This window comes from Brevundimonas sp. NPDC055311 (genome assembly GCF_053645695.1).
Map to the genome: position 1 here is coordinate 706,343 of NZ_JBSHMV010000002.1, position 22,523 is coordinate 728,865.

20 protein-coding genes and 1 riboswitch are annotated in these 22,523 nt (G+C 67.9%); of the genes, 5 read left to right on the plus strand and 15 right to left on the minus strand.

The window, feature by feature from the left end; translation table 11 throughout:
- Positions 1-35: 35 nt before the first annotated feature.
- The 9 genes from ACWIDZ_RS09200 to ACWIDZ_RS09240 all read right to left on the minus strand — a co-directional run bounded on the left by ACWIDZ_RS09200 (position 36) and on the right by ACWIDZ_RS09240 (position 12,175).
- The gene (locus tag ACWIDZ_RS09200) at positions 36-3,125 is read right to left on the minus strand and encodes an efflux RND transporter permease subunit (protein ID WP_338576813.1); all 3,090 of its coding nucleotides are present in this window, start codon (positions 3,123-3,125) and stop codon (positions 36-38) included.
- A gap of 9 nt (positions 3,126-3,134) precedes the next feature.
- Positions 3,135-4,253, minus strand: coding sequence for an efflux RND transporter periplasmic adaptor subunit (locus tag ACWIDZ_RS09205; protein WP_453988277.1), 1,119 nt, complete (start codon positions 4,251-4,253; stop codon positions 3,135-3,137).
- Between the two features lie 211 nt (positions 4,254-4,464).
- The gene (locus ACWIDZ_RS09210; protein WP_291777227.1) at positions 4,465-4,878 is read right to left on the minus strand and encodes a DUF6491 family protein; all 414 of its coding nucleotides are present in this window, start codon (positions 4,876-4,878) and stop codon (positions 4,465-4,467) included.
- Positions 4,879-4,922: 44 nt separating this feature from the next.
- Positions 4,923-6,806: an FAD-dependent 5-carboxymethylaminomethyl-2-thiouridine(34) oxidoreductase MnmC gene (mnmC, locus tag ACWIDZ_RS09215; RefSeq protein ID WP_453987824.1), complete on the minus strand. Its 1,884-nt coding sequence runs from the start codon at positions 6,804-6,806 to the stop codon at positions 4,923-4,925.
- 136 nt (positions 6,807-6,942) lie between these two features.
- The gene (locus ACWIDZ_RS09220) at positions 6,943-7,209 is read right to left on the minus strand and encodes a hypothetical protein (RefSeq protein ID WP_453987823.1); all 267 of its coding nucleotides are present in this window, start codon (positions 7,207-7,209) and stop codon (positions 6,943-6,945) included.
- A gap of 149 nt (positions 7,210-7,358) precedes the next feature.
- Entirely contained in the window at positions 7,359-7,685 is a 327-nt protein-coding gene (locus ACWIDZ_RS09225) for a hypothetical protein (RefSeq protein ID WP_453987822.1), read from the minus strand.
- Between the two features lie 91 nt (positions 7,686-7,776).
- Positions 7,777-8,646 carry a flagellar motor stator protein MotA gene (gene motA, locus ACWIDZ_RS09230; RefSeq protein WP_291777239.1) on the minus strand — a complete coding sequence of 290 codons (870 nt, stop codon included), beginning with the start codon at positions 8,644-8,646 and terminating at the stop codon, positions 7,777-7,779.
- Between the two features lie 140 nt (positions 8,647-8,786).
- Complete coding sequence (locus ACWIDZ_RS09235; protein ID WP_453987821.1) at positions 8,787-10,586, minus strand: long-chain-acyl-CoA synthetase; 1,800 nt, start codon at positions 10,584-10,586, stop codon at positions 8,787-8,789.
- Positions 10,587-10,843: 257 nt separating this feature from the next.
- Positions 10,844-12,175 (minus strand): PQQ-dependent sugar dehydrogenase, encoded by a 1,332-nt coding sequence (locus ACWIDZ_RS09240; protein ID WP_453987820.1) that lies wholly within the window; start codon positions 12,173-12,175, stop codon positions 10,844-10,846.
- Between the two features lie 109 nt (positions 12,176-12,284).
- On the opposite strand from ACWIDZ_RS09240, the gene ACWIDZ_RS09245 reads away from it, so the two are divergent.
- From ACWIDZ_RS09245 to ACWIDZ_RS09255, 3 genes are all read left to right on the plus strand, one after another.
- On the plus strand, positions 12,285-13,220 hold the full coding sequence (locus tag ACWIDZ_RS09245) for an ABC transporter ATP-binding protein (protein ID WP_453987819.1): 936 nt from the start codon (positions 12,285-12,287) through the stop codon (positions 13,218-13,220).
- Entirely contained in the window at positions 13,220-13,987 is a 768-nt protein-coding gene (locus ACWIDZ_RS09250) for an ABC transporter permease (protein ID WP_291777252.1), read from the plus strand. Before ACWIDZ_RS09245 ends, ACWIDZ_RS09250 begins: the two co-directional genes overlap by 1 nt.
- Positions 13,988-14,078: 91 nt before the next feature.
- Positions 14,079-15,176: a hypothetical protein gene (locus ACWIDZ_RS09255; RefSeq protein ID WP_453987818.1), complete on the plus strand. Its 1,098-nt coding sequence runs from the start codon at positions 14,079-14,081 to the stop codon at positions 15,174-15,176.
- A 15-nt stretch (positions 15,177-15,191) separates the two neighbouring features.
- Here the strand turns inward: ACWIDZ_RS09255 and ACWIDZ_RS09260 are convergent, their stop codons facing one another.
- From ACWIDZ_RS09260 to ACWIDZ_RS09270, 3 genes are read right to left on the minus strand one after another with little or no spacing between them, the layout of a single operon-like run.
- Entirely contained in the window at positions 15,192-15,974 is a 783-nt protein-coding gene (locus ACWIDZ_RS09260) for a TonB family protein (RefSeq protein ID WP_453987817.1), read from the minus strand.
- Positions 15,975-15,991: 17 nt separating this feature from the next.
- Positions 15,992-16,369 (minus strand): hypothetical protein, encoded by a 378-nt coding sequence (locus tag ACWIDZ_RS09265; protein ID WP_453987816.1) that lies wholly within the window; start codon positions 16,367-16,369, stop codon positions 15,992-15,994.
- Between the two features lie 46 nt (positions 16,370-16,415).
- Complete coding sequence (locus ACWIDZ_RS09270) at positions 16,416-17,198, minus strand: ribonuclease T2 family protein (RefSeq protein WP_453987815.1); 783 nt, start codon at positions 17,196-17,198, stop codon at positions 16,416-16,418.
- A 93-nt stretch (positions 17,199-17,291) separates the two neighbouring features.
- Between ACWIDZ_RS09270 and ACWIDZ_RS09275 the strand changes: the two genes are divergently transcribed.
- On the plus strand, positions 17,292-17,576 hold the full coding sequence (locus ACWIDZ_RS09275) for a hypothetical protein (RefSeq protein WP_291777266.1): 285 nt from the start codon (positions 17,292-17,294) through the stop codon (positions 17,574-17,576).
- Positions 17,577-17,602: 26 nt separating this feature from the next.
- Here the strand turns inward: ACWIDZ_RS09275 and ACWIDZ_RS09280 are convergent, their stop codons facing one another.
- Entirely contained in the window at positions 17,603-18,265 is a 663-nt protein-coding gene (locus ACWIDZ_RS09280; RefSeq protein WP_453987814.1) for an aspartate/glutamate racemase family protein, read from the minus strand.
- 272 nt (positions 18,266-18,537) lie between these two features.
- A riboswitch (TPP riboswitch) is annotated at positions 18,538-18,647 on the plus strand.
- A 65-nt stretch (positions 18,648-18,712) separates the two neighbouring features.
- Here ACWIDZ_RS09280 and thiC point away from each other — a divergent pair.
- Entirely contained in the window at positions 18,713-20,620 is a 1,908-nt protein-coding gene (gene thiC / locus ACWIDZ_RS09285) for a phosphomethylpyrimidine synthase ThiC (protein ID WP_453987813.1), read from the plus strand.
- Between the two features lie 185 nt (positions 20,621-20,805).
- Here thiC and ACWIDZ_RS09290 read toward each other — a convergent pair whose 3' ends face one another.
- Together ACWIDZ_RS09290 and ACWIDZ_RS09295 are read right to left on the minus strand one after the other, a co-directional pair.
- A complete protein-coding gene (locus ACWIDZ_RS09290) occupies positions 20,806-21,657 on the minus strand; it encodes a DUF3037 domain-containing protein (RefSeq protein ID WP_453987812.1) in 852 nt (283 codons plus the stop codon).
- Entirely contained in the window at positions 21,654-22,466 is an 813-nt protein-coding gene (locus ACWIDZ_RS09295) for a HipA family kinase (protein WP_453987811.1), read from the minus strand. Before ACWIDZ_RS09295 ends, ACWIDZ_RS09290 begins: the two co-directional genes overlap by 4 nt.
- Positions 22,467-22,523: the final 57 nt, after the last annotated feature.

A 22,523-nucleotide genomic window follows, 5' to 3' on the forward strand; every position in this document is an offset into this window, starting at 1 on the left:
GGGGGCTTTCCTCATTCATTCGCGAGCCTGTCGTCTCACTCCGCCGGCGTGCGGTCTTCTCCCGCCAGCCTTCGCTGTCCGGCGAACATCCGGTGCAGCAACCGCCGTCCGAAGCCGGCGATGTCGTCGACGATGGTGAATACGGCCGGGATGTAGAGCAGGGACAGGAAGGTCGAGGAGATCAGCCCCCCCACCACGGCCACGGCCATGGGCGAGCGGAACTCCACATCGGCGCCCCAGCCGATGGCGATGGGCACCATGCCCGCCCCCATGGCGAAGGTCGTCATCAGGATCGGCCGGGCCCGTTTGTGGGCGGCGTCCATGATGGCGTCGAAACGGCTCAGGCCGCTTTTCTCGGCCATGATGATGTAGTCGACCAGCAGGATGGAGTTCTTGGCCGCGATCCCCATCAGCATCAGCACCCCGATCAGGGCGGACATGGAGAAGCTCTTGCCCGCGATCACCAGGGCGATGAAGGCGCCGCCGATGGCCAGGGGCAGGGCCGCCATGATGGTGACCGGGTAGGCGAAGCTTTTGAACAGCAGGGTCAGAACCGCGTACATCAGCAGGATGCCCGACAGGAAGGCGATGCCGAAGCCCACCAGCATCTCCTGGATGAACTCGGCGTCCCCGGCAGGCACCTGACGCACGCCGTTCGGCAGGTTCTTCGCCGCCGGCAGGCGATTGACCGCCTGGCCCGCCGCGCCGGTGGTCAGGCCGTCGAGCTCGGCCGAGATGGAGGCGATGCGCGAGCGGTCCTGACGGCTGACCGTGGCCGGGCCGGCGCCGAACTCGATGTCAGCCACGGCGCTCAGGGGCACGGCGGCGCCCGAGGCGGTCGGGACGCGCAGGGTCTCCAGCACGTTCAGGTCCTCGCGCGCTTCCTCGGTCAGCTGAAGGCGGATCGGGATCTGTCGATCGCCCAGATTGTATTTGGGCAGGTTCTGATCGATGTCGCCGATGGTGGCGACGCGCACGGCCTGGGAGATGGCGCCCGCCGAGACGCCCAGCAACGCCGCCTCGTCCGGTCGCGGCGTGACCAGGATTTCCGGACGGGCGATGGCGGCGGTGTTGACGATGTTGGCCAGGCCCTGGACCCCGCGCATCTCGTCCTCGACCTTGCGGGCCGCCGCCTCCAGCGTCGCCGGGTCGTCGCCCAGGATGGAGAAGGTGTAGCTGGTGCCGTCGCCGGGGCCGCCGCCCTGCTGGGCGATGCCGGCGCGGATGCGGGCGCCGGGGATCTGCTTCAGCTCATCGACCATGACGCGGGCGAAGGCCTGCTGGCTCAGCTCGCGCTTACCCTTGGGCACCATGTCGGCGTAGACGTTGGCCTGGTTGACGGACTGGCCGCCGATGGCGGCGTAGACCGAGGTGACCTCCGGCCGGGCGTTCAGCTTCTGGGTCACCTGCTGCACCACGGCGTCGGTCTGGCGCAGGGTGGCGCCCGGCGGCAGCTCGACCTGGAAGGCGGCGCGGCCCTCGTCGGCGGGCGACATGAACTCGAACGACATCTTGGCCGCGATCGACAGGCCGATGGAGCCGAACAGGAAGACGCCGCCCATGACGAAGACGATCCAGCGGTGCTTCAGGCACCACCTCAGCGAGCGCAGATAGCCGCCCATCCAGAAGGGGTCCTTGTCCTCATGATGGGTGTGCTTGAGCAGATAGGCCGCCATCAGCGGCGTCAGCAGACGCGCCACCACCAGGGAGAAGAAGACGCTGATGCAGGCGGCCAGGGCGAAGGCCTTGAAGAACTGGCCGATGATGCCGGGCATGAAGCCCACGGGCGCGAACACGGCGATGATGGTGCCGGTCGTCGCCACGACCGCCAGGCCGATCTCGTCGGCGGCCTCGAAGGCGGCGTCATACGGCGGCTTGCCGTCGCGCATGTGGCGGACGATGTTCTCGATCTCGACGATGGCGTCGTCGACCAGGATGCCGATGGTCAGCGACAGGGCCAGCAGCGTCACCACGTTCAGCGACTGGTCCATCGGCCCCAGGATGGCGAAGGTCGGGATCAGCGACATCGGCATGGCCGTCGCCGCGATCAGGGTCGCCCGCCAGTCGCGCAGGAAGATCCACACCACGATGACCGCCAGGACCGCGCCCAGGATCAGCGCCTCCAGCGAGGCGAGGTAGGATTCCTCGATGTATTTCACGCTCGAGGTGACCTGTTCGATGGTCAGTTCGGGATGGGCCTCGTCGATCTTCTCGACCTCGGCGCGGACCTTTTCCGAGACCTTGACCTCGCTGGCCTCGCGCGAGCGCAGAAAGTTGAAGGTCACGGCCTCCTGGCCGTTGTAGCGAGCCAGGCGGCGCGGCTCGCTCCACTTGTCGACCACCGCGCCCAGATCGCCCAGGCGCACGTTCTTGCCGTCGCCGACGGGCACCAGGGTCTCGCGCAGCTGTTCGACCGAGCCGGCGGCGCCCAGGGTGCGCACGGCGCGCTCCGAACCCGCGATGGTGACGCGCCCGCCCGGCAGGTTGTTGTTGACGTTGGTCAGGGCCTGGCTGACCTGGGCCGCCGTCACGCCGTAGGCGCTGAGCCGCTGCGGGTCCAGTTCGACGCGGATCTCGCGGTCCACGCCGCCCGAACGGTTGACCTCGCCGACGCCGCCCAGCGCCAGCAGGGCTCGGCTCATCTCATTGTCGATGAACCAGCTGATCTGCTCGGGCGTCATCGTCTCCGAGCGCACGACATAGGTGATCAGGGCGTCGCCGGTGATGTCGATGCGCTGGACCGTCGGCTCCTGCATGTCCTGGGGCAGGCTGGCGCGCACCCCGCTCATGGCGTTGCGGACGTCGTTGGTGGCGCGCTCGGTGTCGGTGCCCAGTTCGAACTCGATGGTGGTCGAAGACACCCCGTCCGAGACGTTGGAATAGATGTGGCGCACGCCGGACAGGCCGGCGATCGAATCCTCGATCACGCGCGTGACCTGCACCTCCATCTCGGTCGGGGCGGCGCCGGGGCGCGCGGCCGTGACCGCGACCAGGGGGAAGTCGATGTCGGGGTTGTTGTTGATCCGCATCCCGGCGAAGCCGGTCACGCCGCCCAGCGTCAGCAGCAGGAACAGCAGGATGATGGGGATGGGGTTTTTGATCGCCCAGGCGGAAATCTGGTTCATGGCCGGGCCTTACTTCTTGGCGGGCGCTTGGGCGGCGGGGGCGGCGGCCGGAGCGGCGGTCGTGGCGGCGCGCGGCGCGGCCACCGTCACCTTGTCGCCGTCGTTCAGGAAGCCGGCGCCGGCCACCACGACCCGCGCGCCGGCGTCCACGCCGTCCACCGAGGTCTGGTCGTCGCGCCGCGACAGCACCGTCACCGGGGTGAAGCGCACCGAGGAATCGGCGTTCAGCACGAACACCCCTGACCTGTTGCTGCGATACAGGACCGCATCGGTCGGCACGACCGTGGCCGGTCGCGCGCCCGCCTCGATGGCGGCGCGGGCGAACATGCCGGGCTTCAGCGCGCTGCCGGGGGCCAGGCTGATGCGGGCCAGGCCGAGGCGAGTCTGAGGATCGACTTCGGGCGTGACGATGCGGACCGTGCCGGTGGTCGATCCAGCCTGGCTGGAGGTGACGGCCGCGCTCTGACCGGCCTGGATCAGCGGCAGCTCGGTTTCAGGCACCTGGGCGTCCAGCTCCAGGCGGCCGTCGCGCACCATGCGGAACAGTTCGGTTCCGGCGCTGATGATCTGACCCTTGGTGACGCTGCGGCTGATGATCAGGCCGCTGACCGGCGCGCGGATGGTGGCCTGGGACAGGCGGGTCTGGGTTTCCGACAGGGCGGCCTGCGCCGAGGCCAGATTGGCCGCCGAGGCGCGCTGGTTGGCCAGGGCCGTGTCCAGCGAGGCCTGGCTGAGGAAGCCGCGCTCCTTCAGTTCCTGCGCGCGGGCCAGGGCGGCGTCGTCGCGGGCGGCGTTGGCCTCGGCCGTCTGCACCGCCGCCTGCTGCTGGCGCACCTGGGCCTTCAGCAGGACGTCGTTCATCTGCACCAGGGGCTGGCCCTGGCGGACGTAGGAGCCTTCATCGACATAGAGGGTCGTCGCCGTCAGCCCGCCGGTCTCGGCGCCGACCGGCACCTCCTCCCAGGCCGAGACGGTGCCCGAGGCGACCACGGTGCGGGGCAGGGCGACCGAGATCGCCGTCGTGGCGCTGACCGTCTGGCGCGAGGCTCCGCCTTCCTTTTCCTTGGGGGCGTCGCCGTGTCCGCCGCAGGCGGCGAGGGTCAGGCTCGCGGCGAAAGCCACGGCCATGGCGGAGGTCAGTCGGGCCGGAAAGCGTCGAGAGGTCGCCACGTGCGGATATCCTGGGAGATTGAGCGTTCAGTCAGGCGCGCGCCAACCTTCTGTCCGGCGTCGCGGGCATAGCAAGGCTGTTTACCCGTTCAGCGACCCGCGCTCAAACGACTCATTCGCAATTACAGAGAAGTAATCTGCAACCGGCGCGAGCATGGATCGAGCACGGTCAGGGCCGGTCGCGCGCGGGCAGGGCGGCGACCTCGGCTTCGGTCAGGGCGCCGGCCATGCGCACGCTGCACGGCATGGACGAGGGCGAGCCGCCGACGACCAGTCGGGTGTAGTCGCCGGTGCACAGGCTGTTCATCCCGCCCATGGGCGCGAAACCGATGGCTAGGGCGTCGCTCAGCTCCGGGCAGGCGCCCGCCGCCTCAAGCCGATAGATGGTCTTGTCCAGTTCGCGCACATAGACGTTTCGCCCGTCGGCCGAGGCCCGGAAGCTGCGAACGTCGTCCTGGAAGAAGCATTTGCGTGCGTTTGCAGCCGTGGCCGTCGTCCCATCGGCGGAGGTCGAGACGGGGGCGCAGGCCGCCAAGGCGCCTAGGGCGCACAGGAAGACGGAAAAGGCGAGGCGGGCGGACATGGCGTTGCTCCATGATTGGGCGAGTCCGGGGGGCTCGGTCAGCGTCAGATAGCGTCTGGAGATGAACCTTGGCTGTCAACGCGCGCCGCCGTCGCGGGTTGCGCTTCATGGCGTCGGGGATCCAGCCGCCCGGCCGCCTCGGTCGGCAGGGGCGAGGGCCGCCCCAGCAGCAGGGCCGCCAGATGCTCGCCCAGAAGGGGCGCGACGCAGAAGCCGCGCGACCCCAGGCCGGTCAGGACATGAAGCCCGTCCTCCCACGCGCCGCACAGAGGCAGGCGGTCCGGCGTCGTCGCGCGCACGGCGACGCGGCGGCCGTGGACGGGCGCTTGCTCCACGCTTGCAGCGCGTTCAGGCAGGGCGGCGGCCAGGGTCGCGCGGTTGCGGGCGCTGGCCGCATCTGAGGCCTCGGGCGCGTCGATCCCCCGCTCGTGAGTGGCGCCGTACAGCATCCCCCGCCCCGTCGGCGCGGCGTAACCGCCCCAGGCGACGGGCGGCGCCGACGTCGCGCCCTCGATCCAGTCCGCCTGCCCGGCCACGGGCGACAGCGGCGACTCGGGCGCCAGTCGCGCCGAGCCCCAGCCGGCGGCCACAACCACGGCGTCCGCCTCGACCAGGACGGCGTCGTCCGCGCCCCGCACGCGCCAGCCCTCCGCCGCAGCCTCCAGCCGCTCCGCCCTGGCCTCGATCCGCTCGGCGCCCGCCAGCCACGGCTCCAGTATGGCGTCGGACCGCACCGTCAGCGCCGTCTTCATCATCAGCCCGCCGCGCGTGACAGGCTCGCCCAGGCGCGCGGAACAGGCGGCCGTGTCCAGCCGCTGCATGACGCCCTCGGGCCACAGGGTCTGGGCGGCGATCTTGTCGAAGCGGGCGGCGTCGCGCGGCGCCTGTTCCAGTTGCAGCACCCCTTCGGCGACGACGGCGCCGGGCAGGGCGCGATAAAGCGCACCCGCGCGTTCCAGGGCCTGGGCGTGGAGGCCCGCGATCAGGGCGTCGCCCGCGTCCAGGCGCGGCGTGACCAGGGAGGCCGGAAAGCCCGAGGCCCCGGCGCCCGCCCGCTCGGCCTCGATGACGGTGACGCGGACGCCTTCGGCGATCAGGGCGCGCGTGACGGCGGCTCCGGCGATTCCGGCGCCGACGACGGCGACGTGGCGAGGACTTGGGTCAGAACTGGGGTCAGGGCTGGGGTCAGAACTGGGGCCCGCCATGCGCGCCTCGAGCCGCTCGCGCTTCCTGCCATGGCCCGGCTTCTTCTCGACCGTGAAGCCGTGATCGGCCAGGCCGCGCCGCACCGCTCCGGCGACGGTGAAGGTGGCCAGCCGGGCGCCGGCCCCGGAGCGCGCCGCGGCTAGGGCCAGGATATCGGGCGACCACATGCCGGGGTTCAGCGCGGGCGAGAAACCGTCCAGGAACCAGGCGTCGGCCGGTCCCGACCATTGCTCCAGCGCCCATCGGGCGTCGCCGACGGCCAGGTCGATCGTCGCGCCCCACTGCGGCAGGTCCAGTCGGTGAAAACCCGGCGTCCCGGCAGGCCAGATCGCCAGCACCCCGGCGGCCGTCTCGACCAGTTCCGGCCAGGCGGCCAGGGCGCGCGCGGCCTCTTCGCGCGCCAGGGGGAAGCCCTCGACGGAGAAGACCTTGAGGCGCCCGCCTTCGGGCCGCTCGCGCCGCCACAGGTCCAGCAGGGCGATGATGTTCAGCCCGGTGCCGAAGCCCAGTTCGGCCACGGTGAAGGCGGAGCGCCCGGCCCAGGCTTCGGGCAGGCCGCAGCCCTGCAGAAAGACCGCGCGGGTCTCCGCCAGGCCGTCGTCCTTGGAAAAATACACATCGCCGAACCGACCCGAGCGAGGCGAACCGTCGTCCGCCCACAGCAGTTGAGGCGAGGCGTCGTCGTCCATCGGCCGGGCGGTGATGTCGGGAGAGCGGGTCATGACAGCCGTCTATCGACCCTGGCGGCGGGACGGAAGCGCCATCGACCCGGCAGGCGCGCATGAAAAAAGGGACCGTCCGAAGACGATCCCTTTCTCCATCACGGTCCGCAGGACCGCGATTTAAGACTGTGAAGTCTTAGGCAGCCGGAGCAGCGGCCGGAGCGGCGGCGGCGTCAGCGGCCGGAGCAGCGTCGGCGGCCTTGGCGGCTTCGCCAGCGGCTTCGCCAGCAGCGGCGGCAGCGTCGGTGGCGGCGGCGTCAGCCGTAGCAGCGGCGTCGGCAGCGGTGTCGGCGGCGGCGGTGGCGTCGGCAGCGGCGTCTTCAGCCTTGTCGGTGGCGGCCGGTTGGCAAGCAGCCAGGGCCAGAGCGGCGGCCGAAGCGGCGATCAGAGCGGTGATGCGCATAGGTTTCTTCCTTCAGAAGGTAAAAGCGAGACCATGAACCTCGCTGAGGGAGTGATAACGGCTTCGTGAGGAGAAGCGCAAGCGATTTCTCACGCGTTCGTGAAGGCGGGTGAGGCCGCAGGGCTTCGACCGGAGCTCAGGCCCAGAGCTCAGGCCCCGTCGGGCGGGACCGGGCGCGGCGCGGTCGGGTCCATGGGATCGGGCGGCGTCGGTTCGTTCGGGTCCGGCGGCAGGGTCGGCGGCGAGGGGACCGGCGCGGCTTCCCCCGGCGGCGGGGTCGCCGTTCCGGTCGAATCGGGCGCGGGCACGGGGCTGACGGGCGGGGCGGCCGCTGCAGGCGCGGCGTCCGTCACGGGGGCGGGCGGCTCGGGCGCCCGCTCGTTGCAGGCGGCGACGAGGGTCAGAATCGAAAGGCCGCCGAACGTGGCCGCGCAACGGCCGAGGCGGGAAGGGCGGGATGAGGGACGCGCAGGCATGGGACGGCTCCAGGCGTAGGGCCGCGCACGCGGCCGTGATCCTGAGAGAACCGTCGTGAACGCTCCGTGTTCCGAAAACGCCTGAAAGGCGTCAGGCGTCCATCGGCGCGGCGGCCAGGGCCTCTTCCATCTCGGTGAAGGACGGCTGGGCGGTCGAGGGGATGTCGCCGCGTCCGATCTCGACCGAGATCTGGGCCGCATTGCCGTGCAGGTGGGCCACCAGCACCGACTGGATGATCTTGTAGTAGGCGCCTTCCTCCTCGACGATGGCGTTCAGGCGCGAGGCGAACGGCCCCACCAGCCCATAGGCCAGGAAGACGCCCAGGAAGGTGCCGACCAGGGCGCCGCCGATCATGCTGCCCAGAATTTCCGGCGGCTCGGTGATCGACCCCATGGTCTTGATGATGCCCAGCACGGCGGCGACGATGCCGAGCGCCGGCAGGCCGTCGGCCAGGGTCTGCAGCGCGTGGGCCGGGGCCAGGGCCTCGTGGTGGTGCTTCTCCAGCTGTTTCTCCATGGCGTCCTCGATCTGGTGCGGATCCTCGAGGTTCATGGTCATCATCCGCAGGGTGTCGCAGATGAAGTCGGTGGCGAAGTGGTCCTTCAGCACCTTGGGATACTTCTGGAAGATGGCGCTCTCGGCGGGCTTCTCGATGTGGTTCTCCAGGGCGATCACGCCCTTGGACTTCATCGTCTTGGTCAGCTGAAACAGCAGGCTGAGCAGGTCCTTGTAGTCCTGCTTCTTCCACTTCGGCCCGGCGAAGCATTTGCCCAGGCCGCCGAGGGTGGCCTTGATGACCGGCAGGCTGTTGGAGATCAGGAAGGCCGCGATCCCCGCCCCGAAGATGGCCATCAGCTCATAGGGCAGCGAATAGAGGATCGTCGCCATCTTGCCGCCGTGCAGCAGGAAGCTGCCGAACACCATGGCGAACAGCATGACGATGCCGATGATCTGGAACATGAGGCGAGCAGGCGTCCTGGAGCCGAAAGGGTCGGGAGGCCGTTATCGCCGTTAATGCTTAAGGGCGCGTTTCGCGAATCCCGGTTCGGGACAAAAAGAACAGAGACCCTTCTCCCTCCCCTTCATGGGGAGGGAGACAACTACAGCCGCGTCGCGCCGCTGAGGATGTTCTCGCGCGCCTTGGCGGTCAGCTTCTGATAGCCGGCCTTGCCGCCGCGCACATAGACGGCGCCGTCGACCTTTTCCGGGTCGAAGCCGTCGGCGACCAGGTCGACCTTGCGGTATTTGAAGGTGCCGGTGGTGTCGGCCGACTTCAGCATCCGCACGAACACCGGTCGGGCGTAGGTCGGCAGTTGCTCGTCAGCCCAAGCGGCGAAGCTCGCGGCGTCGAACTTGCCGTCCAGCACCAGGCCGACCATGCCCGCCTTGCCCTCCTGGCCCGGCACCTCGACGCCATAGGCGATGACCTCCTGCACGCCCGGCGCCTCGGACAGGCGCTGTTCGACCTCGGCGGTCGAGACGTTCTCGCCCTTCCAGCGGAAGGTGTCGCCCAGCCGGTCCATGAAGTAGAGGTAGCCCTCGCGGTCCTGGCGCATCAGGTCGCCGGTGCGGAACCAGCGGTCGCCCTTCTTGAACACGTCGGTCAGGATCTTCTTCTCCGACGCCTTCTTGTCGGCGTAGCCCGAGAAGTCGTGGCGGATGTCGCTGCCGATCTGGCCGATGGCCTCGCCGGTCTCGCCGATGGAGACCGGAACGCACAGACCGTTCGGTCCGCGCAGGGGCTCGCCCGTCTCGGGGTCCAGGGCGATCAGACGGATGTTGATCTGCGACTTCAGATAGCCCGGCACCCGACCGATGGCGCCCGCCTTGCCGTCGAAGTTGAACAGGGAGACGTTGCCCTCGGTCGAGCCGTAGAACTCAAGGATGTCCTTGATGCCGAAGCGGCTCTGGAACTCGGGCCAGACGTCGGGACGAAGGCCGTTGCCGAAGGCCAGCCGCAGCTTGTGGCCCTTCTCGTCCGGGTGTTCCGGGCTGTTGACCAGATAGCGGCACAGCTCGCCGATATAGACGAACATGGTCGCGCCCGTCGCCTTGACGTCCGGCCAGAAATGGGTGGCCGAGAAGCGCCGCCGCGTCACCATCCGTCCGCCGTTCAGCAGCACCGAGCCGACCCCGACCAGACCTCCGGTCGAGTGATACAGCGGCAGGACGTTGAACAGCACGTCCTTGGGCGTCGAGGCCGTGGCGCCGGCGAAGGCGCGCATATAGGTCCGCACCCGCGAATGCGGCATCCGCGCCGCCTTCGGCAGGCCCGTCGTGCCCGAGGTGTAGATGTAGAGGGCCGTGTCGCGGTTGGTCATGCCCTGGCGCAGCGAACGGTCGGGCCGAACCGAGGAGGCGCTGCGCACGGCGTTGTCCAGGTCGCGGCGCGTATTGGTCTCATTCTCCTCGCCCAGGCCGTGGACCCAGATCATCAGGTTGCGGTCGACCAGGCCGCGCGCGTCCTCGACCGCCTGCCAGCAGTCCTCGTCCGTCACCACGTTGAAGGCGGTCGAAATGGTCAGGCAGTGGGCCAGGGCCGCGCCGGTCAGATTGTTGTTGATCAGGGCGGTGGCCACCCCGACCTTGGAGAAGCCGAACCAGGCGGCGACGTATTCCACGCGGTTGTGCATCACCAGGGCGATGACGTCGCTGCGCTTCAGATTGCGGCTCTTGGCCCAGTTGGCGTAGCGGTTCGCCAGGGCCTCGAACTCGCGATAGGTCAGTTTGCGGGTCTCGTCCTCGACGGCGATGTTGGGGCCGAACTTGTCGACCGCCTCCTCGATGTCGTCACAGGCTAGGACGTCGCTGTCGAGGGTGATGGGCTTGATGCGCTTCAGAAGCCGGAACAGCCCGCTCGCGAACTTGATGTCACGCCGGATGTTTGCCGCCAGTCCCATGGGTGCGCCGCCTCTTCCCGATTTGCCCTTGCCACGGTGATGGACGGCGAGGGGCGGCGGGTCAACCGGCGGCGGGGACGCAGGCTGGGTCATTCTGAAAAAAGACAAGCTTTCGCGTGCTTTTCAATGACGTAAGGTCAAGTCGAAGGCCGACGCAACGTCAACCTGATGCTGGGATGACGGCGGCGTTCACACGGGGTCGTCTACAGAGGAAATCAGACGAACGTCGTCATGACTGATGACGCCGCCGCCGCATCTCAGCGCGCGGGGGGCGCCACCCGCCAGATCGCGTCGCCCACGTCGTCGGCGACCAGCAAGGCGCCGCGCCCGTCGACCGCCACCCCGACCGGCCGCCCCATGGCCTCGCCCTTCTCATTGCGGAACCCGGTCAGCACGTCCTGTGGCGGCCCGTCCGGCCGTCCATCGCGGAAGGGCACGAAGATGACCTTGTAGCCGGACGGCGGATTGCGGTTCCACGAGCCGTGCTGGCCGATGATCGCTCCATTTCGCCACTGCGGCAGCAGCGCCCCCGTATAGAAGGTCAGGCCCAGCGACGCCGTGTGCGGCCCCAGGGCGTAGTCGGGCTTGATCGCCCTGGCGACCATATCGGGCCGGGCGGGCTGCACCCTTTCGTCGACGTTCTGGCCGTAATAGCTCCACGGCCAGCCGTAGAAGGCGCCCTGCGTGACCGAGGTCATGTAGTCGGGGACCAGATCGTTCCCCAGGGCGTCGCGCTCATTGACCGAGGTCCACAGGCGGCCGTCCTGCGGGTTCCAGGCCAGGCCGACGGGGTTTCTCAGCCCCGAGGCGAAGACGCGACGCGCCCCCGTCGCCGCGTCGATCTCCAGGATCGCGGCGCGGTCGACCTCCTCGTCCAGTCCGTTCTCGCCGATGTTGGAATTGGAGCCGACGCCGACATAGAGCTTGGTCCCGTCGGCCGAAGCGACCAGGCTCTTGGTCCAGTGGTGATTGCGCCCGGCGGGCAGGTCCGCGACCTTGACCGGCGCCGCGTCGATGCGCGTCTGGCCTGTCTGATACGGGACCATGACCACGGCGTCGGCGTTGGCGACGTACAGCCGCTCGCCGACCAGGGCCATGCCGAAGGGCGAGGTCAGGCCGCCCAGGAAGACGGTCTTCGTCTCCGCCGTCCCGTCGCCGTCGGCGTCGCGCAGCAGGCTGATCCGGTCGGCGCTGGGCCGTTCGCCCGACCCGGCGCGCGCCATCACCAGCCCCTCGATCCAGCCGCGCAGGCCCCCCTTCTTCTCCTTCGGCCTGGCGGGCGCCTGGGACTCGGCGACCAGCACGTCGCCGTTGGGCAGGACGTAGAGCCAGCGCGGATGGTCCAGCCCTGTCGCGAAGGCGTTCAACGCCAGGCCCGCCGCTGGGATCGGCGTCCGGCCTTCCGGCCAGCCGACGGCGGGGGCGATCTTCACCATGGGGACTCGCTGCGGCTGCGGCGCCGGCAGGTTGGGCGCGGCGCCGAACCCGTCCGTTTCCGGCAGCACGCTTTCGGTCTGGCAGGCCGCCAGACCGAGTGCGGCGACGAGGGGCAGGGCGAGGAAGAGGGGGCGAACAGACATGACGGACATCCTGAACGATTGCCCTTCATCATACGCCGTTTCGCGCGAGAAAGAGCCTCCCCCTTGAGCAGGCGGGGCGCCCTGCCTATCTGCCATCCCCGAAGCCGGGAGGGGCTCCATGCCAGCCGTCATTTCCATCGAAGGTCTGACCAAGACCTACAAGTCCGGCCATCAGGCCCTGAAGCGCGTCGATCTGGAGATCGAGAAGGGCGAGATCTTCGCCCTGCTGGGTCCGAACGGGGCGGGCAAGACGACGATGATCTCCATCGTCTGCGGCATCGTCACCCCGTCCAGCGGAACCATCATCGCCGACGGTCACGACATTCAGTCCGACTACCGCGCCGCCCGCACCCGCATCGGCCTGGTCCCGCAGGAGCTGACGACCGACGCCTTCGAGACCGTCTGGGCCACTGTCGCCTTCAGCCGGGGCCTGTTCGGCAAGGCGCCGAACCCGGCCTATGTCGAACAGATCCTTCGCGACCTTTCCTTGTGGGACAAGAAGGACGCCAAGATCATGACCCTGTCCGGCGGCATGAAGCGCCGCGTCATGATCGCCAAGGCCCTGAGCCACGAACCGGAAATCCTCTTCCTGGACGAGCCCACGGCGGGCGTGGACGTCGAGCTGCGCCGCGACATGTGGGCCCTGGTGCGCCGCCTGCGCGATCGCGGCGTGACCATCATCCTGACCACCCACTACATCGAGGAAGCCGAGGAGATGGCCGACCGCGTCGGCGTTATCCTCAAGGGCGAGCTGATCCTGGTCGAGAAGACCGCCGACCTGATGCAGAAGCTGGGCCGCAAGACCCTGACCCTGAACCTGCAGGAGCCGCTGGCCGCCCTGCCGACCGAACTGGCCGAGTGGCCGCTGGAGCTCAAGAATGACGGCGGCGAGATCGAATACGTCTTCGACTCCAACGCCGAGCGCACCGGCGTCCCGTCCCTGATGCGCCGCCTGTCGGACCTCGGCATCGGCTTCAAGGATCTCAGCACCCGCCAGAGCTCGCTCGAGGACATCTTCGTCGGCCTGGTCCATCAGGATCGGGAGGCCGCGTGATGAGCTTTAACGGATATGGCGTCTGGGCCATCTACCGCTTCGAGATGGCGCGGGCCTTGCGCACCCTGTGGCAGTCGCTGGTGACGCCGGTCATCACGACCTCGCTCTATTTCGTCGTCTTCGGCGGCGCCATCGGCAGCCGCATGACCGAGGTGGACGGCGTCCCCTACGGCGCCTTCATCGTGCCGGGGCTGATCATGCTCAGCCTGTTTACCCAGTCGATCTTCAACGCCTCCTTCGGCATCTACTTCCCCAAGTTCACAGGGACGATCTACGAGATCCTCTCCGCACCCGTCTCGCCGCTGGAGATCGTCCTGGCCTATGTCGGGGCGGCGGCCACCAAGTCGGCGATCCTGGGCCTGATCATCCTGGCCACGGCGGCCTTCTTCGTGCCGCTGGAGATCCTGCATCCCTTCTGGATGCTGGCCTTCCTGATCCTGATCTCGACCACCTTCGCCCTGTTCGGCTTCATCATCGGGGTCTGGGCGCAGAATTTCGAGCAGCTCCAGTTCATTCCCATGCTGATCGTCACGCCCCTGACCTTCCTGGGCGGCGCCTTCTATTCGATCGAGATGCTGCCCGAGGGCTGGCGCACGCTCGCCCTGTTCAACCCGGTGGTCTATCTGATCTCGGGCTTCCGCTGGGCCTTCTACGGCGTGGGCGACGTCAGCGTTCAGGTCAGCCTTCTGGCCACGCTGGGCTTCTTCTTCGCCTGTCTGGCGGTGGTGGGCTGGATCTTCAAGACGGGCTATCGTCTGAAGAACTGAAGGCCACGAAAGCGCCGAACTCGGCGCTCACCGTTTCGCCCTCTATCGCCTTTTCGACCTGATGCGCGCTCGCCTGAGCGCCGGAGACCGAATGTCCGACGCCGACGACAAGCCCCAGACGACCGATAATCCGGCGCCGCAAACGCAGCCCGAACCCTTCCGCCGGGGCCAGATCACCTGGGGCCGCCCGCCCCAGGCCGCCTTCCACGTCGGCCCGCTGCCGCGCGACGAGGGTCTGGCCCGCCTGACCGCCATGCCGCCCCATCCGAAGCCGTCGCAGGCCAGGCCCGCCCAGACCCAGCCTGCGCAGCCGCGTCCGCAGGCGGCCCAGCCTGCCGCCGCTCGCCCGGCCGCGCCCGCGGGTCGTCCCTCCGGCGTGTTCGGCGGCTCCATGGTGCCGCGCCGCCAGCCCGCGCCGACCGCTTCGGCTCCGCAACCCGCCGCTCCGCCGGCGCCGCAGGCGGCCCCCGCGTCCACGCCCGCCGCAGACCTGACGCCGCGGCCGCTGCCGGACGCTGCGCCTGTGGTCGCGGCTGCGACGGCCGCGCCTGTGGCGGAAGCCGCTTCGGCGTCGTTCGTCCAAGCCGAGCCCGCGCCCGTCGTCGCGCCGCCGGCCGCCGTGGCGACCTCCCTGGCGCCCAGGCCTCGCTCGCGCTGGCCGCTTTACGCCGGCGTGGCGGCCGCCGCCGTCCTGGTTCCTGTGGCGGTGTGGCTGCTGGCCCGTTCGGGCGCGGACGACGCCGCGCCACCGCCGCCTGCCGTCATGACGGAACCTGCGGCCGAGACCCCCGCGATCCCTGTCGAAACATCGGCGCCGACGCCGCAACCCGCCCCGACCGTCGTCGAGACGCCCGCCGCCGCGCCCGTCGCGCGCGCGCCTTCGCCGCGAACCGCAGCCGCGTCGCCTGCGCCCGCGCGCCCGACGCCCGCTCCATCCCGACCGGCTCCGGTTCCGGCCCCGACCTCCGCGACCTCGACCTCCGCGACTCCGGCCCCCGCCGCTCAGGCCCCGGCCGTCGCGACGCCCGCGCCGGTGGTGGTGGTCACGCCTCCCGGCGCGCCCCAGCCCCCCGCTGCGTCTCAGCCCGACGTCCCGGTCCAGGCCGACGGCCCGCCGCCGACCCAGGCCCGCCCGGCCCAGACCGATCCCAACGCCCCGATCGTCACCCGGCCCCAGCGACTGGACTGATCGATAAACGAAGCCCTAGCGTAAGGAGAAGGCTAGGCGGCTGACCGTCAGTCGCCCCGGCTCCACGCCATGTCCCAGCCGCAGACGCGCTCTATGCAAGGCTTTCAGGGCTTCGGCCCCGAAGCCCGCATTCGCGGGATTTTCCGTTTCGATGCGACAGTCTTCCAGGGCGCCCTGCGCGGCGACGATGCAGCTATAGATGACTTCCCCATGGCTCAGTCGCATGGCTCTGGATGGATAGGCGGGCGCGGGAGCGGAGGCCCAAATCTCCCGCAGACTGGCTGGACGAGAGAACGAAGGCTCGGTCTCCAGCAAGCCGTCACGCGCTGAATCCGGGTCTGTCCCGCAAGCGTCCCGGACCGCGTCAATGGCGCTGTTGTCGGAAGGCAGAGGCAGTCGGAGGCGCTCTCGGGGCCGTCCCGGCTCGACCGGGGTCGTGGATGACGGATGAATGACCAGGTCGCCGCCTTGGTGGAACAATCGGGCGACTCGGCCCGGCCGGATGGCCGCCATGACGGCCTGTCCGGGGATGTTGATCCAGGTCTGACGCTCCTCCTGGCCGTTCTGCGTCCAGGTCAGGGGCCGCAGGCCGGGAGCGGCTTCGACAGGAAAGCCGACCAGCAGGGCCTCCAGTCTGTTGTTGAAGCAGCGCAGGATGAGGCTTTGTCCGCCTTCATAGCTGATGCTGGCGCTCGGCCCTTTGTCGGTCTGGGCCATATCCCAGCCATCCGTCGCCTGCGCCTGGGCGGGCGCCCCGGCGAGCAGCAGGGGCAGGGCGAGCAGGATGATCGCGCGCATCGGGTCGGCCTTCTTGGCTATTTCAGCGGCAGATAGCCCCGCTCGACCATCCGGCGCAGGGCGTCGAAGGCCTCGCTCAGTTCGTCATAGGCGGTGCGGGCGGCGGTCAGGCGGGCGACCTGATCGGGGGTGGACGGCGCGCCGGATTCGGCCAGGCGGATGGCCTCGGCGCCCCAGCGCGCCCGCGCCTGGGCCGTCAGCACCGCCAGTTTCTGAAAGGCGGCGACGTCGACCTGGGCCAGGGCGTGGCCGATCAGTTCGCGGTTGGCGACATAGGCGGCGTAGTCGATCTGCTCCAGCAGGCCGCGCAGGCGGCGCTGCTCCTGCGGCTCCATGTCCTCGGGCTGGAAATGGTCGCTGGAACGACGGCGGGACTGGGTCAGCATGGTCGACATGACGGCCTCGGGCGAAACAGCAAGCCGCAGCCTGACCCTGCTTTGGTTAACCGCCCGTTTGCGCGCCTTGCCGGAGGCCGGTCTGGGCGCCGGTCTGGACGCCTCTGGGGGCCAGCTTCAGCCGCTCGCGATCCGGCGCGCCCAGGCCGCGCGGGCAGCGCATCGGCCGATAGTCCTTGGAATAGCAGAGCCGCGCCTCGCGGAACCAGCCGTCGGCGGTGGCGATGAAGACCCCGTCGCGCGGGAAGCCGGGATTGGCGGCGACGAAGGCGTCGCGGATCGCCCCGGCGGTCAGGCGCTGGGCCGGGATGGCTTCCAGGTCCGGCTTGTCCAGTCCGTCCCACATCCTCGCCGCCTGGGCGAAATAGGCCTCGGGGCTGTCCCAGCCGCAGGTCCCATGCGCGGCCCACTCGTGCTGCTGCAGGCTGGGCGAGGGCGTCATGCAGAAATGCCGCCGCACCGTCTCGACCGGAATGGCCGGACCGGGCGCGGCGCAGTAGCGCGGGTGCCTGTTGTCGGCGCCGTTGGGCCACAGCCCGTGCAGGGTCAGGCCGAAGGCGTTGCCGGCGCACTGATAGCGTTCGTCGGGATAGTCCTTGCCGCTGCGGCACGCCTGAGGCGACCAGCTGACCGCCAGCATATTGAAGGCGACCGGCACGTCCGGCGCCGCCTCGTCCTGCGGGATGCGATAGGGGCGGGCGGGGCGCAGGTCGTCCGGCACATCGCAGACGGCGCCCGCGGCCTCGGTCCGCTCCGGCGTCGCCTCCTGCGAGGCGGTGCAGGCGGTCAGCAGAACCATCAGGGCGGCGGAGACGAAAAGAGGGCGCATGGCGGTCTCGTAAACCCTGCGTGATCGACGGCCAAGGCGGAACCGGCGCCAGGCCCCGCTCATTGATAAGCGTAAGCATAAGAGGATGAGTCCATGCCCGATCAAGCCGCCTTCGAAGCCGCCCTCGAGGAAGCCATCGCCCTGTTCGAACAGGGCGAGACCATGAACCAGGCGCGCTTCGACGACCTTCTGGCGGAGTTGCAGGCGCGTCTGCCGACCCTGGCCTCGGCGCCGGAGCACGATCCCCGCGCCGAGAAGGCTCGCGCTCTGGCGGTGCGCGCCGCCGCCCTGGAGAAACGCGCCGCCGTCGGCCACGGCCAGATGGACGAGGTCAACAGCCTGTTGTCGCCCCTGATGGGCAGGAAGGCGGAGGACTAGACCGTTATCGGTTCAGATCGATCCTCTCAGCGGCACGCCGCGACGCACGCCTGCGCCAGCACTTCGGCCGAGTCGATCAGCGGCGCGTCGACGTCGCCCTGATCCAGCAGCAGCGGCACCTCGGTGCAGCCGCCGATCACCGCCTCGGCCCCCGCCGCGATCAGGGCCTGGGCCAGAGCGCGCATGGCCGCGCGCTGGTCGGCGCCGACATCGCCGGCCTTGACCCCGAACACCACCTGCATGAAGCGCTCGCCCTCGGCGGGGGAGGGGGCGACCCTCTCCAGCCCCTCGGCGGCCAGGGCCTCGGCGTAGAGGCGCGCGGCGCCCGGCGTGGCCAGCACCCCGACCCGTCGCGCCCCGGTCGCGCCCGCCGCCTTCGCTGTTTCCGCGATCATATCGATGAAGGGCAGGCCCGCCGCGCGGATGGCGTCGGCATGGGCGTGGGCCGTGTTGCACGGCATGGCCAGCACCTGCGCGCCCGCCGTCTTCAGCGCCCGCGCCATCTGGCCCAGCGTCCGGCCCGCCGCCTCGGGCTGAGTATGGCGATTGGGCACCTGGGGGTTGATGTCGGCGATGATGCGGATGTGGTCCTCGTCGCCCGTCGCCGGGGTCAGGGCCTGCAACCGCGCCAGAAAGGCTGTCGTCGCCGCCGGCCCCATGCCGCCCAGAACGCCCAGAACGCGCGCCATGCTTCTACTGTCCTGCTGAACCCCCGCGACCCCAAGTAAAACGGGCGCAGAGGGAAAAATGATTATTGTTCGACAAAGAGCGTTAACACGCTGAAACGGGCGGAACCAACCGCGCGGCCGGGGATTGTGCAATCGGACACGTCGGACGCCCCCCCAACCCCGACGAAGTCTGCGGCGGCCCGGCCTTAACGCCCCCCCGACTGAGAAGCCGGGCCGCCCCCTCTCTTCCCACATCGCTTCGCTTGACCCGCCCCGCAAACGGGCTAGGCTTGCCGCGTTCTCCGGGGGGTCGCAATCGAGCGGCTGAGATTGAGGTTTCTCCTCTGACCCGTCGAACCTGATCCGGGTCATGCCGGCGAAGGGACGAGTTCACCGCCTCCACGCCGGGAAACCGACAAGGGGCGCTCAAACCGCGCCGGCGGACCTCTTCTCGCAGGAGGCCGCCAAATGAATATCTACGTTTCCAACGAACAGCCGCACGAGCCGCAGGTCGACGTCGCCCTGGCCGACGCTCGCAAGCAGGTCGCCGCCGAGCACGGCACGATCCCCACCGGCCCTCGCGCAGGCAGCCAGAAGGTCTATGTCGCGGGCGAACTCTTCCCCGACATCCGCGTCCCCTTCCGCGAGGTCGCTGTCCACCCGTCCGCCAATGAGCCGCCGGTGACGATGTATGATTCTTCCGGCCCCTACACCGACCCGTCCGTGACCATCGACATCAAGAAGGGCTTGCCGCGCGTGAAGTCGTCGTGGCAGCTGGATCGCGGCGACATCGCCCCCGTCCTGAACCCGCGCGAGGTCAAGCCCGAGGACAACGGCCACGCCAGCGGCAAGCATCTGGCCCCCCGCTTCGACGTCTCCAACCACCGCGTGTTCAAGGGCGTCGAGGGCCGCCCCGTCACCCAGTACGAATACGCCCAGGCCGGGATCATCACGCCCGAGATGGAATACGTCGCCATCCGCGAGAACCTGCGCCGCGAACAGACCGCGCCCTGCATCCGCGACGGCGAGGACTTCGGCGCCGCCATCCCCGACTTCGTCACCCCCGAGTTCGTGCGTCAGGAGATCGCGCGCGGCCGCGCCATCATCCCGCACAACATCAACCACCCCGAAGTCGAACCGATGATCATCGGCCGCAACTTCCTGGTGAAGATCAACGCCAACATCGGCAACTCGGCGGTCCTCTCCAGCGTCGATGACGAGGTGGACAAGCTGGTCTGGGCCACCCGCTGGGGCGCCGACAACGTCATGGACCTGTCGACCGGCCGCAACATCCACAACATCCGCGACTGGATCATCCGCAACTCCTCCGTCCCCATCGGCACCGTGCCCATCTATCAGGCGCTGGAGAAGGTGAACGGCGTCGCCGAGGACCTGACCTGGGAAGTCTTCCGCGACACCCTGATCGAACAGGCGGAACAGGGCGTGGACTACTTCACCATCCACGCGGGCGTGCGCCTGCCCTTCGTGCCGATGACGGCCAAGCGGGTGACGGGCATCGTCTCGCGCGGCGGCTCCATCATGGCCAAGTGGTGCCTGTCCCACCACAAGGAGAGCTTCCTCTACGAGCATTTCGAGGACATCTGCGACATCATGCGCGCCTATGATGTCTCGTTCTCGCTGGGCGACGGCCTGCGCCCCGGCTCCATCGCCGACGCCAACGACGAGGCCCAGTTCGCCGAGCTGCGCACCCTGGGCGAGCTGACCAAGATCGCCTGGGCCAAGGGCTGCCAGGTCATGATCGAAGGCCCCGGCCACGTGCCGATGCACAAGATCAAGGCCAACATGGACGAGCAGCTCAAGCACTGCCACGAGGCGCCCTTCTATACGCTCGGGCCGCTGACCACCGACATCGCCCCCGGCTACGACCACATCACATCGGCCATCGGCGCGGCCATGATCGGCTGGTTCGGCACGGCCATGCTTTGCTACGTCACGCCCAAGGAGCACCTGGGCCTGCCCGACCGTCAGGACGTCAAGGACGGCGTCATCACCTACAAGATCGCCGCCCACGCCGCCGACCTGGCCAAGGGCCACCCCGGCGCCCGCGCCCACGATGACGCCCTCAGCCGCGCGCGCTTCGAGTTCCGCTGGGAGGACCAGTTCAACCTCTCCCTGGACCCCGAGACCGCCCGCAAATTCCACGACGAGACCCTGCCGAAGGAGGCCCACAAGACCGCCCACTTCTGCTCCATGTGCGGCCCCAAGTTCTGCAGCATGAAGATCAGCCAGGACATCCGCGACGCCGCCAAGGCCCAGAACGACGCGGGCGTGAGCCTAGCGGACGCCGAGGCGGGCATGGCCGAGATGAGCGCGAAGTTCAGAGCGGGGGGCGGGGAGATTGAGGTGAAAGTATAGCCGCCCTAGCCGCCCCGGCGCGGGCCGGGTTCAGGACTATGGACGCGAGGCCGCTTCAAGCTGGCCTCGCGTCTGATCTCTGAGAGGAGCGAGAGAGACATCGACGTATCTGAATCTAGATCAGACAGCGCCTACCTTACCTCAACCCTAGGCCCCATAGGCACAGATTGATCGCTGAAAAGCGGTCAATCGTGGTAGACTGCCGACTTCATTTGGACAGCCAAAGTGTCCACGAATGCGTCGATCTCCTCCTCCCGAATTACTCGAGGGGCGTGCGCAGTGGGAGCTTCGCCTAGGAAAGCGATTGCCCGTTCATAAGCATTGGCGAGTCTCGGCTCAGAAGGCTGTCCTACAATAAAGTAAGGCCGAAACTGGTCGTCAGCAGTTGATAGGCCTACCATATGACCCACCCAGCGAGCAGCTTTGTTTTGAATGCTATCGACGTCGGCTAGGTCAAACGATAGGGGCTGAAAGCAATGCCAAATACCGTTTTTCCATGCGTGATCAAATTCGACTTCATCACGTTTTGATCGAATTGTTTTGGATTCGAAAAAGTCAGCTAAATGCCGCTCTATCAACTTATCTCGAGCAGGGCGCCAAACATCGGCGTCTGACTTTCTAATTTTTGATACTGCTTCAAACCTACCGATATATCTTTGGAAGATTCTCTTTAGGTCATCTTCGGGAGATTTAGTTATTCCCGATTTCACTTCACTCCAAAAATAGGAACCGGCAGGATCATCAATGATGCGTCGGGCGAATTTAGCCGCGTCATCAACTGATGAAAACAGATCCGACATTTCAGCGTCAGCTAGCCGCTTTAAGGCGGTTTGAATCCGCCTCAAATCAGCGGTTAAGGCGCTTCCCTCAAAATCGGGATAAAGCTTCGACAAACGACCATAGGTCGTCCGCATCGCGCATTGCAGGAATCCTGATTGAGGAGCGTGCAGAACGATACCGACGTTTACGACCTCACCAGCGAGTGGGTCATGACGATACCGAAGCACCGTATATGTGTAGGGTTGCCTATCAGTCATTGAAGTATCCGCCTCAGTTCAGCGATACAGTCCGGCATATTGTTCCGTAGTTCTCCGAAATACGTAAATGCGTCCCGCAAAGCGGGTCGCGCTTCATCCCATGCCTGAGGGAGGAGCGCGTCATACGCGCCAAATCGGACCTCCGAAAGGCCGTTCCATTCAGCAGCTATTGCGTCGAAATCCAACTCGTCTCGCCCGACCAAAGCGGAATGGAACAGATGCTCGCCATCGCTGCCTCGCGCCGCAATGTGAGAGAGGTTTCCTAAAACCCACGGCGTAAGCCTTGGAAAAAGCTTCATCCGGATTCCAAATGCACACTCGTGGTCTATTAGGATCAGTCGAGGATCCGACTTATTCGTTAGCAAATTGGGATTCTTGGGGCTTCGGTCTGGATTCCCAATGAACGCGTCAAAGGCCAGAATTTTAAGGGCTAGATTGGCATTCTGCGCCGTAAGATGGTCCGTAGAGTTCCACTTCCGCCACTGAGATCCGACATCGGTTGAAGCGAAAGCTATCGGACAGGCGCTGGCGAGTCGGCCGCGCACTACGGCATTCGGAACACTGGCAATGAACTCGGGTGAAACGGTTACAAAGTATGGCTTTGGTATCGGAAGGCCGAGGTCACCCGCCAGCAATGCTCCAAGCATTTCATTGGCCAGTCCCTCGATCGACAAGTGCGGTGTCACGGTCGCCTTCAAAATGACATCCGTCATTTCGCCAGTTTCCGTTTCGATATGCACACGTAGTGGCGCTGTACGCCCTTGCTCTACTTCGCCGTCATAGCGAACCGCATAAGCGGCTTCGATCACAGTGCGCCCCCCGGCCGTTTCCTCAACGCATCGGATGCCCGCGCGCATGAGAGTGCA